This window comes from Agrobacterium sp. LR_9, assembly GCF_041954855.1.
GTDB lineage: Bacteria > Pseudomonadota > Alphaproteobacteria > Rhizobiales > Rhizobiaceae > Agrobacterium > Agrobacterium leguminum.
On record NZ_JAVAYA010000001.1, the window covers coordinates 98154 to 112507 of the forward strand.

Genomic DNA, 14354 nt, shown 5'->3' on the forward strand with positions numbered 1-14354 from the left:
AAACGGATTGATTGCCATGGCAGCGGATGTGATCGTTTTGGGGGCAGGGATCATCGGGGTCTCCATCGCCCTGCAACTGGCCCGCAGGGGTAAGTCGGTGGTGCTGGTCGACCGGCGCGGACCGGGTGAGGAGACCTCCTTCGGCAATGCCGGGCTGATCCAGAGAGAAGGCGTCGTGCCTTATGCCTTCCCGCAGGATCTCGCCCTGTTGCTGCGCTATTCCCTGAACAACAGCATCGATGCCCGCTATCATCTCTTTGCCCTGCCGAAGATCGCGCCTTTTCTCGGCCGCTACTGGTACAATTCCGCAGCCTCGCGCCACGCGGCAATTGCCCGCGCCTATGCGCCGCTGATCGAGCATTCGGTTTCGGAGCACAATATCCTGATCGAGGAGGCGAAAGCCGGTGATCTGATCGTCAAGAACGGCTGGATGGAGGCCTACAGAACCGCCGCAAGGCGGGATGCCGATTTTGCTTTCGCCGAGCGTCTGGCGCGCGACCATGGCATTTCCCATACGAAACTCGACGCCGAGGAGCTTGCCGCAGCCGAACCGCATCTGAGCCATGATTTCGTCGGCGGCCTGAAATGGAACGATCCCTGGTCGGTACGCGATCCTCATGCGCTGACGCTCGCTTATGTCCGGCTGTTCGAGAGCCTCGGCGGAAGCGTCGTTAGGGGCGACGCTTCCACCCTCAGCCAGACGGTGAGCGGGTGGACGGTGCGCACCGAAACCGGCGCGGTCGAGGCCGAACATGCCGTCGTGGCGCTTGGCCCCTGGGCGGATATCGTTACGGAACGGCTGGGTTATCGCTTTCCACTTGGCGTGAAACGCGGTTACCACATGCATTATGCGCCACAGGAGGGCACGAAGCTCAATAACTGGCTGATCGACGCCGAGCGCGGTTATTTCCTCGCGCCGATGCGAAAGGGCATCCGCCTGACGACAGGCGCGGAATTTGCCGAACGCGATGCACCGAAATTTCCCGTGCAGATCGAGCGGGCAGAGCGGGTGGCGCGCACCGTCTTTCCTCTCGGCGGCCGGCTGGATGCGGAACCGTGGATGGGTGCGCGGCCCTGCACGCCGGATATGATGCCGATCATCGGCAAAGCGCCGCGCCATAAAACATTGTGGTTTGCTTTCGGGCACGCCCACCATGGCCTTACACTTGGGCCGATCACCGGCCGTGTATTGGCGGAAACCATGCTGGGTGAAACGCCGGTTATCGCCATCGACGCCTATCGCCCTGAAAGGTTCAATCCCTGATAGCTAAATCCGCTGGCCTTCCGGGGACAGGCCACGTAACATGGTCGCATGCTGGGGCGGGATGGCGAAAAGTGTAAGCGGTTTTCGCCTGAAATCCCGTTCTAACTATATAATTTAGATCATGTAATGATCTAAAGGGGAAAAGGGGCGAAACGTCATCATGGTGGCGAGGTTTCTCATCTATCAGCAGCAGGACGACTTTCGTTAGCGCAACTCGCTGCGCATGAAACGAGATGGAAACGGCTTGCTGGTGCATGATGGATGATATTGAAAACGCAAAGAAATTTTTCGCCGATAACCCCGATATCGAAATTCTCGAAGCTTTCGTCATAGACGCGAACGGCGTGCCGCGCGGCAAATGGATTCCGCGCGAACGGGCAATCGACGTTCTTGAAAAGGGAATGGCCATTCCCCGGTCGGTCTATGCGCTGGATATCTGGGGCCGGGACGTGCATGCCGCAGGTCTCGCGGAAGGCACGGGCGATCCGGACGGGTTTTGTTTCCCCGTTCCAGGCACGCTGTCGCGGGTGACATGGCTTGGCCGCCCGACGGCGCAGGTTCTGCTGGCGATGAAAAACCCGGATGGAACCGGCTTTTATGGCGATCCGCGCCATGTGCTGGCGCAGGTTCTGGGCGCCTATAAAAAAGCCGGCCTCACCCCGGTCGTGGCGACCGAACTCGAGTTTTACCTGATCGATCCCGTCCGCTCCGCGCTCGATCCCGTTCGTCCGCCGCACAGCCGCGAGGGCCGCTGGCATACGGGCCAGACACAGGTTCTGTCGATTTCCGAACTGCAGGATTTCGAGGACGTCTTCCATGATATTGCCACGGCCTGCCGCGCACAGGGCGTGCTTGCCGATACGACGTTGCGGGAAAACGGTCCCGGCCAATATGAGATCAACCTCAATCATGTTCCGGATGCGTTGCAGGCGGCCGATTTCGCGGTCTTTCTGAAACGTATCGTCAAGGGCGTGGCGCGGCGGCATGATCTCGACGCCACCTTCATGGCCAAGCCTTATGGGTTGCAGGCCGGCAACGGCATGCACGTGCATTTTTCCGTTCTCGACAGGGACGGCAGGAACATCTACGCCGGAGAGGATGGCCCATCGGATGCTTTGATGCATTCGGTCGGCGGCCTCTTGGAAAACATGGGTGAAAGCATGGCGATCTTCGCCCCCCATGCCAATTCTTATCGACGTCTGACCCCCAGCGAACACGCACCGACCTACGCCTCCTGGGGCATTGACAACCGCTCGGCGGCTGTGCGTGTCATCGTTGCCAGCAAGGCCGCGACCCGTATCGAACACCGGGTCGCCGGCGCCGATACCAATCCCTATCTCGTTGTCGCGATGATCCTGAGCGCCGCATTGGCAGGCATGAAGGAGAAGCGCCAACCGGGAGGCGCAATTGCCGGCGACAGCCATGCGATCAATCACGAGCCGCTGCCCACCAACTGGGACTATGCGTTGCAGCGCTTCACGCGGTCGAGCTTTGCCTATGCGACGCTCGGCCAGAAGTACCGCACGCTGTTTTCCGCCTGCAAGCAGCAGGAGCTTTCCGAATTTTCCCTGCGTGTAACCGACGTCGAATATGACGCCTATATCAGGACGGTGTGAAATGGCTGAGGTAACGAACATTCCCAATCCCGGCCACACATCGTCATGGTATGCGGCCTCCGCGAATGTCAAAACCGTGCGGCCGACGCTCGAAGGCGCGCTGGACGCCGATGTCTGCATCATCGGCGGTGGCTTCACCGGCATTTCCGCCGCGCTGGAACTCAGTGAGCGCGGCTATTCCGTCATCGTTCTGGAAGGCGTCCGCGTCGGCTTCGGCGCTTCGGGTCGCAATGGCGGCCAGATCGTCAACGGCTATAGCCGCGATCTCGAGACCATCGCTGGCCGCTATGGGCATGACAAGGCGGTGAAACTCGGCGAAATGTCGCTTGAAGGCGGCGCGATCATCCGCAACCGCATTGCCAAATACGCCATCGATTGCGATCTCGTCGATGGCGGTTTCTTCGCCGCCTTCACGCCGAAACAGATTCGCGAGATGGAGGCTCACAAAACCCATTGGGCGAAACACGGCCATGGCGGGCTCGAAATGGTCTCGAAGGCGGATGTCGGCCAGTATGTGAAGACCGATCGATATGCCGGCGGCATGATCGACCGCTTCGGCGGGCATATCCACCCGCTCAATCTGGTGCAGGGCGAAGCGGCGGCGGCGGAAAGCCTCGGTGCGCGCATATTCGAAAATTCGCGGGTCATTGCGGTGGAGCAGGGCGCAAACCCCGTGGTGCGCACGGCAACAGGCAGCGTGAAGACGAAATATGTCCTCGTCTGCGGCAACGCCTATCTCGGCAAACTCTTGCCAGAAATCGGCGACCGCATGATGCCGGTCTCAAGCCAGGTCATGGCGACGGAGCCGCTCGATGCCGATCTGATCGAGGCCCTTCTGCCCGCCAATTATTGCGTCGAGGATGCCAATTACATTCTCGATTATTACCGCCGGACCTCGGATAATCGCCTGCTCTATGGCGGCGGCATCGGTTATGGCGGCAGCGATCCGGCTGACCTCACGGGCGTGATCCGCCCGAACATGCTCAAAACCTTCCCGCAACTGGAAAAAACGAAGATCGACTTTGCCTGGAGCGGCAATTTCGCGCTGACCCTGACGCGCATTCCGCATATGGGCAGGCTGTCGGACAATATCTATTTCTCGCATGGCGACAGCGGCCATGGTGTTACGACAACCCATCTGCTCGGCAAGATACTGGGCGAGGCCGTTGCCGGCCACGCCGAACGTTTCGATATCTGGAGCTCGCTGCCGAACTATCCGTTCCCCGGCGGCAAGACCTTCCGGGTGCCGCTGACCGTGCTTGGCGCGTGGTGGTACGGCCTGCGCGACAGGCTCGGATTTTAGAACGTCACCGTCTTTAAACCGGAAAGTGCGTTATTCGCAATATCCTCCGGTGTGGCATCGATGCTGACGGTCACGACCCCCGGTTCGCCAGTCGGCACTTCCAGCGTGGCAAGCTGGGTTTGAAGCAGCGAAAGCGGCATGAAATGGCCCTTGCGTTCGCCCATGCGCCGGCTGAGAAGCTCCAGGCTGCCATCCAGATAGACGAAAGCCAGCGGGCCGCCAGTGGCCTTGCGAAGCCGGTCACGATAGATTTTCTTGAGCGCCGAGCAGGAAACGACGACACCGTTGCTTTCGCTGCCCTTGCGCAGTTCCGCGCCAATCAGATCGAGCCAGGGCCAGCGGTCTTCGTCCGTCAGCGGAATACCCTCGGACATTTTATCGACGTTGGATTTCGGGTGAAGCTTGTCGCCCTCTATGAAAGGAACGCCCAGTTTCTTCGCCACTGCTTCCGCGACCGTGGACTTGCCGGAGCCGCTCACTCCCATCACGACAATTGCCTGTGTCACCCGAACCTCGAATGTTTCTGTTTCGACGGTCAGCCCCTACCATGTGCGGCAGGCATCGGGAATATAAAAATGCGGGGCTTGCCTGGGTCAGTGCCCGGTTTTGCGCGCCGCACTCTTCTCCAGGGCGGAAAAGGCAGCGTGAATCAGGATCGCCAGCGCCGCAACGATCAGCCCGCCCTGAAGAATGAAGGCCAGATTGTTGGATTGCAGGCCGGCAATGATCACTTCGCCGAGGGTGCGCGCCGCGACGGTCGAGCCGATGGTTGCGGTGGAAAGGCTGATGACCGCCGAAAGCCGGATGCCGGCGAGAATGGCTGGAAGGGCAAGCGGCAACTCCACTTTGACAAGGCGTTGCCAGCCGGTCATGCCGCTGCCTCTCGCGGCATCCATCACCGTGGCGGGCAGGGTTGTAAGACCCGTCAGCGTATTTTCGAATACCGGCAAAAGCGCATAGAGAAACAGGGCAATGAGCGTTGGTTTTTCGCCAAAACCGATCATCGGTACGGCCAGCGCCAGCACCGCTACCGGCGGAAAGGTCTGGCCGATATTGACGATGCTGCGCGACAGCGGCAGGAAATCCGCCCCGAACGGCCGGGTGACGAGAACCGCGAGCGCTCCCGCCGTGAGCGTGGCCAGCCCCGTGGCAATCGCCACAATGGTCAGATGCGACAGCGTGAGGGAAAACAGATTGGCCTGCGTGTAGATTGCCGGCGCATTCGCCTGCACGAGAGGGCGGAACACCGGCGCAAAGACCTGCGGCACGGCAAGGAAGATGATCAGCGCCAGCGTCAGGAAACCGAGGGCAAACAAGGATAAGGCGTTTTTCATGGGGCTCCGGCGGCACGCTGGAGGAGAACGTCACGCCGAACCCGGCCGGCGGGTTGCCCATTGTCCCTGACGACCGGCAAGGCATCGCAGCCCGCCCATAACATAGCCGACAGGGCGTCGCGCTGGCTTGTATGCTCGCTGAGCGGTTCGCCCTCTGCGTTTCCCGGCTCCACGACATCGGCAACGGAGAGAACGGACAGCAGTTTCAGCGCCCGTTCGTTTTCGCCGATCATGGTGCGCACGAAATCCGTCGCCGGTTTCAGCACCAGTTCGGCCGGCGGGCCGTCCTGTACGATACGGCCCTTGTCCATCACGGCGATACGATCCGCCAGATGAAAAGCCTCGTCCATATCGTGTGTGACGAGAACGACGGTCACGCCGAGCTTTTTCTGGATATCGAGAAGATCGTTCTGGGCCTTGGCGCGGATCACCGGGTCCAGCGCGCCGAATGGTTCGTCCATCAGAAGAATGTTCGGCTCGGCGGCCAGCGCACGCGCCACGCCGACACGCTGCTGCTGACCGCCTGAGAGTTCATGCGGGAAACGGTCGGCATAAAGCGCGGGATCGAGCTGGAAGAGATGCATCAGCGCATCGATCTTCGCCTCGATCCGCTTGCGATCCCAGCCGATCAGCTGCGGAACGGTCGCGATATTTTCGGCCACCGTCCGGTGCGGAAACAGGCCATGGCCCTGAATGGCGTAGCCGATCTGGCGGCGCAGCTTGAAACCGGGCATCGCGCTGACATCCTCACCATCGATACGGATCGTGCCGGAGGTGGGCTCCACCAGCCGGTTTATCATGCGCAGCAGAGTGGTCTTTCCCGAGCCGGAGGTGCCGACGATGACGGTGACGGTGCGCGGCGCGACAGTCAGCGATACCTGATCCACGACGGCGGCATCGCCATATCGTTTCGTGATGGTGTCGATTTCGATCATGCCTTTTGCCTTCCGCCTGCGCTGAAGAGATTGCTGTCGATGATGGCGTCGAGTGTTATCGCGGCGGCAAAGCCGAGAAGAACCGTCGGCACGGTGCCGAGCAGCACGAGGTCCATCGCTGTCTGCCCGATGCCCTGAAATACGAAAACGCCAAAGCCGCCGCCGCCGATCAGGGCGGCAATCGTCGCCAGGCCGATATTCTGCACCAGCACGATGCGGATACCGGTGAGGATGACCGGCATGGCCAGCGGAAATTCCACCCGCAGCAGCCGTTGCACCGAGGTCATGCCGAGCCCGCGCGCCGCTTCCCGTACCGCTTGCGAAACACCCGAAAGACCGACCACCGTGTTGGAAACCACCGGCAGCAGCGAATAAAGAAAAAGCGCCACGAAAGCGGGCGCCATGCCGATGCCGGCAATGCCGATTTTCGCGGCACCCGGCACAGTGGCCGCGATCCACCCGAGCGGGGCGATCAAAAGGCCGAAAAGGGCGATGGAGGGAATGGTCTGGACGATGTTGAGGCTGTTCAGTACGCCTGCGCGCAACCGCTCGACCTTGTAACAGAGTATCCCCAGGGGAATGCCCACCACGGTCGCTGCGATCAGCGAGCCGATGGCAAGTTCCACATGCCGCAAAGCCTCGGTCCAGAATGTATCGGCCCGGCCGGTATATTCCTTGATGATGGAGAGGTCGTTCCAGAGGCCGCTTGTCAGCACGGCCGCGAGCGCGGCGATGGCCACCAGCAGCAACAAAATCCGGGCAGCGGGCTTCGGCTCAAGACGGGCAATGCAATCCGTGGCGAGCAGAGCCAGCCCGGCAAATATCAGCCAGAAGCCGCTGGCAGGTGAAACGCGGGCAAAACCGTTACCCTCCGGCATGAGGAAAGATGCCGCTTGCCCGACGAAAACCGCCAGTGCCGCAAGACCGGTGAGCGCGAATGCGAGTTTCAATCGCGTAGGGAATCGGAAAAAGGCGATGAAGGCCGAAAGAAGAACGATGGTGACGAGAACAGTTGCAGCCGAACCCGGAAGAGCTTCAAAGACCGTTCGTGTCTCGCCCTGAACGATCCGGTTGGCACGGAATGTCATGAAAGGTGAGGCAAAAAGCGCATAAAGAAGCAGGCACGAAATCACAACGCCCACTTTGTCAGGCCATTTCGTCAAATCCTGCTCCCCTGTCTTTTGGCCCGTGTATGATTTGGGAGGGGACCACAGGAACGCACCGGTTCCCGCAACCCCCTCCGGCACCGCGAGCGGCTACTTGACGAAGCCGTTCTTTGTCAGAAAGTCGAGCGCCACGGTCTTGGCCTGTTCGCCGCCCACCTGAACGCGGGCGTTCAGATCCTGCAGCGTTGCGAGATCGAGTTTTTCGAACACCGGTTTCAGCAGCTCTTCGATATTCGGGTGCTTTTTCAGAACCTCTTCGCGAATGATCGGCGCTGGCTGATAGACCGGCTGCACATGTTTGTCGTCCTCCAGCACCACAAGACCGGAGGGCGCGATGCCGCCATCCGTGCCATAGACCATGGCGGCATTGGCATTGTTGGTCTGGTTGGCGGCGGCGGCAATCGTGGCCGCGGTGTCGCCGCCGGAAAGCGTGATCAGCTGGTCAGGCTTCATGGTGAAGCCATAGGTGGTTTGAAATGCAGGGAGCGCGGCGGCGGAGTTGACGAATTCGGAAGATGCGGCAAGCACGACTTCGCCGCCATCGGCGACATATTTGCCAAAATCGGAAAGCGTCTTCAAATTGTTCTTGTCGGCGACATCCTTGCGCAGCGCAATCGCCCAGGTGTTGTTGGCCGGCGATGGCGTCAGCCAGACGATCTTGTTGGCATCGAAGTCAAGTGTTTTCGCCTCTTCATAGCCCTTGGCCGCATCTTTCCAGAGCGGATCGTCCGCCTTGGAGAAAAAGAACGCGGCGTTGCCGGTATATTCCGGATAGATGTCGATCTCACCGGCGGTGATCGCTTTTCGCACAACCGGCGTGGCGCCAAGCTGGATGCGATCCGTCGTTTCGATCTTGTTCTGGTTAAGGACGGCGAGGATGATGTTGCCGAGAACACCGCCTTCCGTGTCGATCTTCGACGACACGACCACCTGCGCCTGAGCGATGGAAACAGAAAGGGCAAGCGCAAGTCCGGCGCCCGTCAACGTCATCAAGCGGTTCATGAATGTTCCTCCGGTGGGTCAGCCTGCCAAACAGGCAAAAGATCGCCGCCGCAATTGCGGCCGAATATAAACGGCCGGGAGGAAAAATGGTTGCATGCCATCTGCGTTTTCGCGCCGATGGCTCCGGCTACACGCCGACGGTCAGGTTTCGCCGTCCCGCTTGCGTGCGTCCTTGCCCATGACCAGCGGCATTAGAACGGAAAGAAACAGGAGCCTGATGACGTGGTGGGAGCCGACATAGGCGGTATCGGCATGCATCATCACCGCCATCGCTGCCATGGTCTCCAGGCCGCCCGGCGAATAGGCGATCATGACGGCATTGAGCGGAACGCCGGTCACCCGGGAAATCATCCAGGCAATGCTTCCGGCAATCAGCATCACGGCGATGGTGACGACGAAGCCGGCCAGAAAGCCTTTCCGCACGTCCATCAGTGAGACATTCGAAAAGCGCGTGCCGATAAGGCAGCCGATCAGCACATAGACGGGCAGGCTGAGCCAGGTGGGAACGCCGCCTTCGGTAAGGCCGGTAATGTGGGTGCCGATGGAAATGGCGACGCCGCCAAGCAGCAGCGCGGCCGGAAACTTCCAGCGCAGGAAAAGCCAGCCGGTCAGAAGCGATGCGCCGATGGTCAGCGCCAGCGTGAAAAGACCCATTGGCGGGTTGGCCACAAGCGGTTCCGTGCTGACGAGATCGAAATATTCGACGATCAGCGGCACGGAAAGCGTCAGCGCCAGGACCCGCACGCTTTGCACGATGCTGACGGTCGCAAGGTCGCTTTTCGTCTCGGCGCCGAGGCTGATGATATAGCTGAGATGACCGGGAGAGGCGCCCAGCATCGCCGTTGTCCGGTCGTAACCGAAGCCGTAATGCAGGATCCAGTAGGCGACATAGAGCATGATAACGACAGCGACGAGCACAACGACGAAGCTCACGGGCCAGGTCTTTGCGGCGTCGATCACGGAGGGCGTCACGCTCGTTCCCATAGAGATGCCGACGACGACGAAACAGGCATTGCGGATGAAGGCGGGAACGCCAAGCCTTACACCGGCCAGCCCCGTGATCGTCACGGCAAGCGCCGGGCCGGAAAGAAAAGGCGCCGGAATATCGATGAGGCTGGCGAGGAGCGCCCCTATGCTGCCGACGAGCGCGGTGAGTGCAAATGTATGGAATTCAGGCTTGATGATCATTGCGACGCTGATTGGTTGCTTGAAAAAGCTCGCGACCAAATGCGCCGCTTCCATTCGCGACGTCAACACGCAGGATCAAAAATATTACATTTCATGCGTATTCTATAAAAGAAAAGCCCGTGGACTGAAGGACACGGGCTATGGCAATTGCCGATACGGCAATGGGATGATTAGGCAGCCGGAAGGGCGGCGATCTTCGGCATTTCCGTATCGAGGCCCAGCAGGAAGTTGATCTGGGGCCGCGCCTTGACGAGATCGTCAATCGAATATTCCGCCAGAACGTCGAAAAACGCATTGAGCGCCTTGCGAAGCGCCGAGTTGAGGCCGCAGCTATCCACAAGCGGACATTCCACAGCACCGTCCTCGAAGCATTCCGCCATGGCGAAGCTGTCTTCAGTCACCTTCACCACGTCGAACAGGCTGATCTTTTCGGCGGGTTTGCCAAGACGCACGCCGCCGTTACGACCGCGCACGGTTTCCACCAGGCCCGCCTTGTTGAGCGGCTGCAGGATTTTGAACAGGAACAGCTCCGAAACGCCATAAGCCTTGGCGATCTCGGGAATGCGGCTCAGATGGCCTTCATTGGCGGCGCAATACATCAACATGCGAACGGCATAGTTGGTCTGTTTGGTCAAGCGCATGCTGGTCTCCTAACTCTCAATGTGGAGTTATATAGTCTCTTTTTCAGTTTAGAACAATTCCAGAAACTGAAAAAACTGGCACCCATCCGATATTTCTCGAACAGCCTTGTTGACCGTCCGGATGATTCATGAACAAACAAGTCAAGAATCGGAATGTAATGGAGGCATTCATAATGGCAAGCTTGAAATCATACTTTTCCGCTGCCGTTTTTTCAGGGTTGACGATCCTTGTCGCCGCGCCCGTCGCTCTGGCAGAAGGGGAGGTTAACGTCTATTCCTATCGCCAGCCTGAATTGATCCAGCCGCTGCTCGATGCTTTCACGAAGGAAACCGGGATAGAGGCGAATGTGCTTTTTCTCGATAAGGGGCTGGTGGAACGCATTCAGGCCGAGGGCGTCAATTCGCCCGCGGATGTGCTGCTGACGGTCGATATCGCCCGTCTCGTCGAGGCGAAGGAGGGCAAGGTTACCCAGCCGGTGCTCAACGATCCCGTCATCGAAAAGGATATTCCAGCCAATCTGCGCGATCCCGAGGGCGAATGGTTTGGTCTCACCACGCGCGGTCGGGTGGTCTATGCGTCGAAGGAGCGGGTGACCCAGAAGGACATTACCTATGAGGAGCTTGCCGATCCGAAATGGAAGGGCAAGATCTGCGTTCGCGACGGCCAGCATTCCTATAATATCGCGCTGATCGCCTCGATGATTGCCCATCATGGCGTCGATTATACCCGCACATGGCTGACCGGCCTGAAGAACAATCTCGCCCGCAAGCCTGACGGAACCGACCGCAGCCAGGCGAAATCGATCTTTTCCGGTGAATGCGACATCGCGCTCGGCAACACCTATTATGTCGGCCTGATGCTGACCAATGATCGCGAGCCGGAAGAAAAGGAATGGGCTGGATCGGTGCGGGTGATCTTCCCCAATGCGGGCGATCGCGGCACACATGTAAATATTTCCGGCATGGCGCTGACGAAGTACGCCCCCAACAAAGACAATGCGCTGAAGCTTATGGAATTCCTGGCCTCCCGCGAGGCGCAGGAAATCTATGCCAAGCAGGTCTTCGAATATCCGGTGCTGCCCGGCGCGGAGCCATCCGATGTCGTGAAGGGCTTCGGCCCCATCAATCCGGACAAGCTGCCGCTGACGGACATAGCCGCCCATCGCAAGCAGGCGTCCGAACTGGTGGATGAAGTGGGTTTCAACGACGGCCCGACCAACTGATCCCGGCGCAGCCCTTACCGCCCAGCCGAAATCCAATAAAAAGCCCCGCTGTTTTTCCAGCGGGGCTTTTGCTTGTGTACCGGCTTCCCGGCTTACTTCATTGTCGGCATCACGAATTCAGCGCCCGACTTGATACCCGACGGCCAGCGCGAGGTGATCGTCTTGGTCTTTGTCCAGAACTTGATCGAATCCGTCCCGTGCTGGTTGAGGTCGCCGAAGCTCGAAGCCTTCCAGCCGCCGAAGGAGTGATAGGCAAGCGGAACCGGGATCGGAACGTTGACGCCGATCATGCCGATATTGACGCGGCTTGCGAAGTCGCGGGCGGCATCGCCGTCGCGGGTATAGATGGCAACGCCGTTGCCATATTCATGCTTCATCGGCAGTTCCAGCGCGTCTTCGTAATTCTTGGCGCGAACAACGGAGAGAACGGGTCCGAAGATTTCCGTCTTGTAGATGTCCATGTCAGGGGTCACGTGGTCGAACAGGCAGCCGCCGACGAAATAGCCGTCCTCATAGCCCTGCAGCTTGAAGTCGCGGCCATCGACCAGAAGCTTCGCACCCTGTGCGACGCCGCTGTCGATCAGGCCCTTGACGCGCGTCTGCGCTTCCTTGGTGACGAGCGGACCCATATCGGCCTTGTCGTCGGTATAGGGGCCGATTCTCAGGCTTTCGATCTGCGGAATGAGCTTTTCGACGAGACGGTTTGCCGTCTCCTCACCAACCGGAACCGCAACGGAAACAGCCATGCAGCGCTCGCCGGCCGAACCGTAACCTGCGCCCATCAGCGCGTTTACCGCCTGGTCGAGATCGGCATCCGGCATGATGATCATGTGGTTCTTCGCACCGCCGAAGCACTGCGCGCGCTTGCCGTTCATGGCGGCCGTGCCATAGACATAGCGGGCGATCGGCGTCGAACCGACGAAGGAGACCGCGCCGATATCGGGATCGGTCAGGATGGCGTCGACGGCGCCCTTGTCACCGTTGACGACGTTGAGGATGCCGGCCGGAAGACCGGCTTCGATCATCAGTTCGGCAAGACGGATCGGCAGCGACGGGTCGCGCTCGGAAGGCTTAAGGATGAAGGCGTTGCCGCAGGCAATCGCCGGCGCGAACATCCACATCGGGATCATGCCGGGGAAGTTAAACGGCGTAATGCCCGCGCCGATGCCAACCGGCTGGCGGATCGAGTACATGTCGATGGCCGGGCCGGCACCCTCGGTGAATTCGCCCTTCTGCAGATGCGGAATGCCGCAGACGAATTCGCAGACTTCGAGGCCGCGGACGATATCGCCCTTGGAATCCTCAACGGTCTTGCCATGCTCGCTGGAGAGCAGCACCGCCAGTTCGTTCATGTCGCGGTTCAGAAGTTCGACGAACTTGAAGAAAACGCGGGCGCGACGCTGCGGGTTGGTGGCGGCCCATTTCGGCTGCGCAGCCTTGGCGCTCTCCACGGCGGCGCGCAGTTCGGCGTCGCTTGCAAGCGCGACAGTTGCCTGAACTTCGCCGGTGGCCGGGTTGTAGACATTCGATGTGCGGCCGCTGGTGCCCGGCACATGCTTGCCGTTAATGAAATGACCGATTTCCTTCATGGGTGTTCCTCCAGAATGTGATGGCGCAGCATTACCTTTCGATTTGCACAAATCAATCGCCTGAAATAAGCATCCATTGTGCAAAAATAGACATAAGGAGGGTGCCGTGAACTGGGATGATGTGCGTTTGTTTCTAAGCGTCGCTCGAAGCGGCCAGTTTCTTTCGGCGGCCAGAAAACTTGGCGTCAACCATGCCACCCTCAGCCGGCGCATTTCCGCACTGGAAGCGGCCATCGGCACGCAGCTCTTCCTGCGTAGCACCAATGGCTGCGAGTTGACCGAAGAGGGTCAGCGCCTTCTTGCCGGGGCCGAGCGGATGGAAACCGAAATGCTGAATGCCCAGGCAAATCTCGGCCGTGTGGATACGGCGGTGGCGGGAACGGTGCGCATCGGCGCGCCGGATGGCCTCGGCGTTTCTTTCCTCGCGCCGCGGCTCGGCCGGCTGACGGCGCGTTATCCCGATCTGAAAATCCAGCTCGTGCCGGTGCCGCGTTCTTTCTCCCTGTCGCAGCGTGAGGCCGATATAGCCATCACCATCGAAAGGCCGGAGCAGGGCAGGCTGATGTTTTCAAAGCTCACCGACTATTCGCTGGGCCTCTATGCCTCGGCGGATTATCTGGCCGATTATGGAACGCCTGATGATGTAGAGGCGCTGAAGCGCCACAGGCGGATCGGCTACGTGGAGGACCTGATCTTTTCGCCTTCACTGAACTTTACCGGTGAGATCATGCGCGACTGGGACGCCGCCTTCGAAATCTCCAGCGCCACCGGGCAGACCGAGGCGGTGCGTTCCGGTGCGGGCATCGGCATCCTGCACAATTATATCGCCGGGCAATATCCCGAACTGCTGAGGATCATGCCGCAACTCACCATCAGCCGGTCCTACTGGACGGCCTATCACGAATCCGCCCGTCAACTGGTCCGCGTCCGCACGGTGGTCGATTTTCTCCAGGAACTCGTAGCCGAAGAACGGCGAATCTTCGCCTGACATCCCACATGCCGACATTATTAGTACTATTAATTGTTTCGGCCCGGCAGTTCGGGGCTTGACAAAGGATGGCAGGCTGGACGACCAATGCAGCCATTGGGAGAG

The 14354-nt window shown here is 59.8% G+C and carries 13 protein-coding genes; 5 read left to right on the top strand and 8 right to left on the bottom strand.

Annotation, left to right across the window (positions count from 1 at the left end; genetic code table 11):
• The first annotated feature begins 16 nt into the window (after positions 1-16).
• The 3 genes from RAC79_RS00470 (at position 17) to RAC79_RS00480 (ending at position 4183) form a co-directional block, all read left to right on the top strand.
• Entirely contained in the window at positions 17-1264 is a 1248-nt protein-coding gene (locus RAC79_RS00470; RefSeq protein WP_174038710.1) for an FAD-binding oxidoreductase, read from the top strand.
• A 254-nt stretch (positions 1265-1518) separates the two neighbouring features.
• Positions 1519-2880 (top strand): glutamine synthetase family protein, encoded by a 1362-nt coding sequence (locus RAC79_RS00475; RefSeq protein WP_003524441.1) that lies wholly within the window; start codon positions 1519-1521, stop codon positions 2878-2880.
• 1 nt (position 2881) lies between these two features.
• Positions 2882-4183 (top strand): FAD-binding oxidoreductase, encoded by a 1302-nt coding sequence (locus RAC79_RS00480; RefSeq protein WP_161987718.1) that lies wholly within the window; start codon positions 2882-2884, stop codon positions 4181-4183.
• On the opposite strand, the gene RAC79_RS00485 is transcribed toward RAC79_RS00480, so the two are convergent.
• The 7 genes from RAC79_RS00485 to rirA form a co-directional block, all read right to left on the bottom strand.
• Positions 4180-4668, bottom strand: a complete 489-nt coding sequence (locus RAC79_RS00485) for a gluconokinase (protein WP_161987754.1) — start codon at positions 4666-4668, stop codon at positions 4180-4182. The two genes, RAC79_RS00480 and RAC79_RS00485, sit on opposite strands and share 4 nt — an antisense overlap.
• Positions 4669-4776: 108 nt before the next feature.
• Positions 4777-5517: an ABC transporter permease gene (locus RAC79_RS00490; RefSeq protein ID WP_142844182.1), complete on the bottom strand. Its 741-nt coding sequence runs from the start codon at positions 5515-5517 to the stop codon at positions 4777-4779.
• Positions 5514-6452, bottom strand: a complete 939-nt coding sequence (locus RAC79_RS00495) for an ABC transporter ATP-binding protein (RefSeq protein ID WP_142844180.1) — start codon at positions 6450-6452, stop codon at positions 5514-5516. The genes RAC79_RS00490 and RAC79_RS00495 overlap by 4 nt, the downstream gene beginning before the upstream one ends.
• On the bottom strand, positions 6449-7615 hold the full coding sequence (locus tag RAC79_RS00500; RefSeq protein WP_174038711.1) for an ABC transporter permease: 1167 nt from the start codon (positions 7613-7615) through the stop codon (positions 6449-6451). The genes RAC79_RS00495 and RAC79_RS00500 overlap by 4 nt, the downstream gene beginning before the upstream one ends.
• 93 nt (positions 7616-7708) lie before the next feature.
• Entirely contained in the window at positions 7709-8620 is a 912-nt protein-coding gene (locus RAC79_RS00505) for an ABC transporter substrate-binding protein (RefSeq protein WP_003524447.1), read from the bottom strand.
• A gap of 141 nt (positions 8621-8761) precedes the next feature.
• Positions 8762-9808 carry an AbrB family transcriptional regulator gene (locus RAC79_RS00510; RefSeq protein ID WP_078051540.1) on the bottom strand — a complete coding sequence of 349 codons (1047 nt, stop codon included), beginning with the start codon at positions 9806-9808 and terminating at the stop codon, positions 8762-8764.
• A 170-nt stretch (positions 9809-9978) separates the two neighbouring features.
• Complete coding sequence (gene rirA / locus RAC79_RS00515) at positions 9979-10449, bottom strand: iron-responsive transcriptional regulator RirA (RefSeq protein WP_059759126.1); 471 nt, start codon at positions 10447-10449, stop codon at positions 9979-9981.
• Between the two features lie 173 nt (positions 10450-10622).
• On the opposite strand from rirA, the gene RAC79_RS00520 reads away from it, so the two are divergent.
• The gene (locus RAC79_RS00520; protein ID WP_223215597.1) at positions 10623-11672 is read left to right on the top strand and encodes a Fe(3+) ABC transporter substrate-binding protein; all 1050 of its coding nucleotides are present in this window, start codon (positions 10623-10625) and stop codon (positions 11670-11672) included.
• Between the two features lie 92 nt (positions 11673-11764).
• Here RAC79_RS00520 and RAC79_RS00525 read toward each other — a convergent pair whose 3' ends face one another.
• A complete protein-coding gene (locus RAC79_RS00525; protein ID WP_003524451.1) occupies positions 11765-13261 on the bottom strand; it encodes a CoA-acylating methylmalonate-semialdehyde dehydrogenase in 1497 nt (498 codons plus the stop codon).
• 106 nt (positions 13262-13367) lie between these two features.
• On the opposite strand from RAC79_RS00525, the gene RAC79_RS00530 reads away from it, so the two are divergent.
• Positions 13368-14249 carry a LysR family transcriptional regulator gene (locus RAC79_RS00530; RefSeq protein WP_065654870.1) on the top strand — a complete coding sequence of 294 codons (882 nt, stop codon included), beginning with the start codon at positions 13368-13370 and terminating at the stop codon, positions 14247-14249.
• Positions 14250-14354 lie beyond the last annotated feature (105 nt).

Coding starts and splice junctions, on each gene's coding strand:
- RAC79_RS00510 (WP_078051540.1), bottom strand. CDS start 9,808: ATGATCATCAAGCCTGAATTCCATACATTTGCACTCACCGCGCTCGTC.
- RAC79_RS00505 (WP_003524447.1), bottom strand. CDS start 8,620: ATGAACCGCTTGATGACGTTGACGGGCGCCGGACTTGCGCTTGCCCTT.
- RAC79_RS00475 (WP_003524441.1), top strand. CDS start 1,519: ATGATGGATGATATTGAAAACGCAAAGAAATTTTTCGCCGATAACCCC.
- rirA (WP_059759126.1), bottom strand. CDS start 10,449: ATGCGCTTGACCAAACAGACCAACTATGCCGTTCGCATGTTGATGTAT.
- RAC79_RS00480 (WP_161987718.1), top strand. CDS start 2,882: ATGGCTGAGGTAACGAACATTCCCAATCCCGGCCACACATCGTCATGG.
- RAC79_RS00520 (WP_223215597.1), top strand. CDS start 10,623: ATGGCAAGCTTGAAATCATACTTTTCCGCTGCCGTTTTTTCAGGGTTG.
- RAC79_RS00470 (WP_174038710.1), top strand. CDS start 17: ATGGCAGCGGATGTGATCGTTTTGGGGGCAGGGATCATCGGGGTCTCC.
- RAC79_RS00485 (WP_161987754.1), bottom strand. CDS start 4,668: ATGGGAGTGAGCGGCTCCGGCAAGTCCACGGTCGCGGAAGCAGTGGCG.
- RAC79_RS00490 (WP_142844182.1), bottom strand. CDS start 5,517: ATGAAAAACGCCTTATCCTTGTTTGCCCTCGGTTTCCTGACGCTGGCG.
- RAC79_RS00525 (WP_003524451.1), bottom strand. CDS start 13,261: ATGAAGGAAATCGGTCATTTCATTAACGGCAAGCATGTGCCGGGCACC.
- RAC79_RS00495 (WP_142844180.1), bottom strand. CDS start 6,452: ATGATCGAAATCGACACCATCACGAAACGATATGGCGATGCCGCCGTC.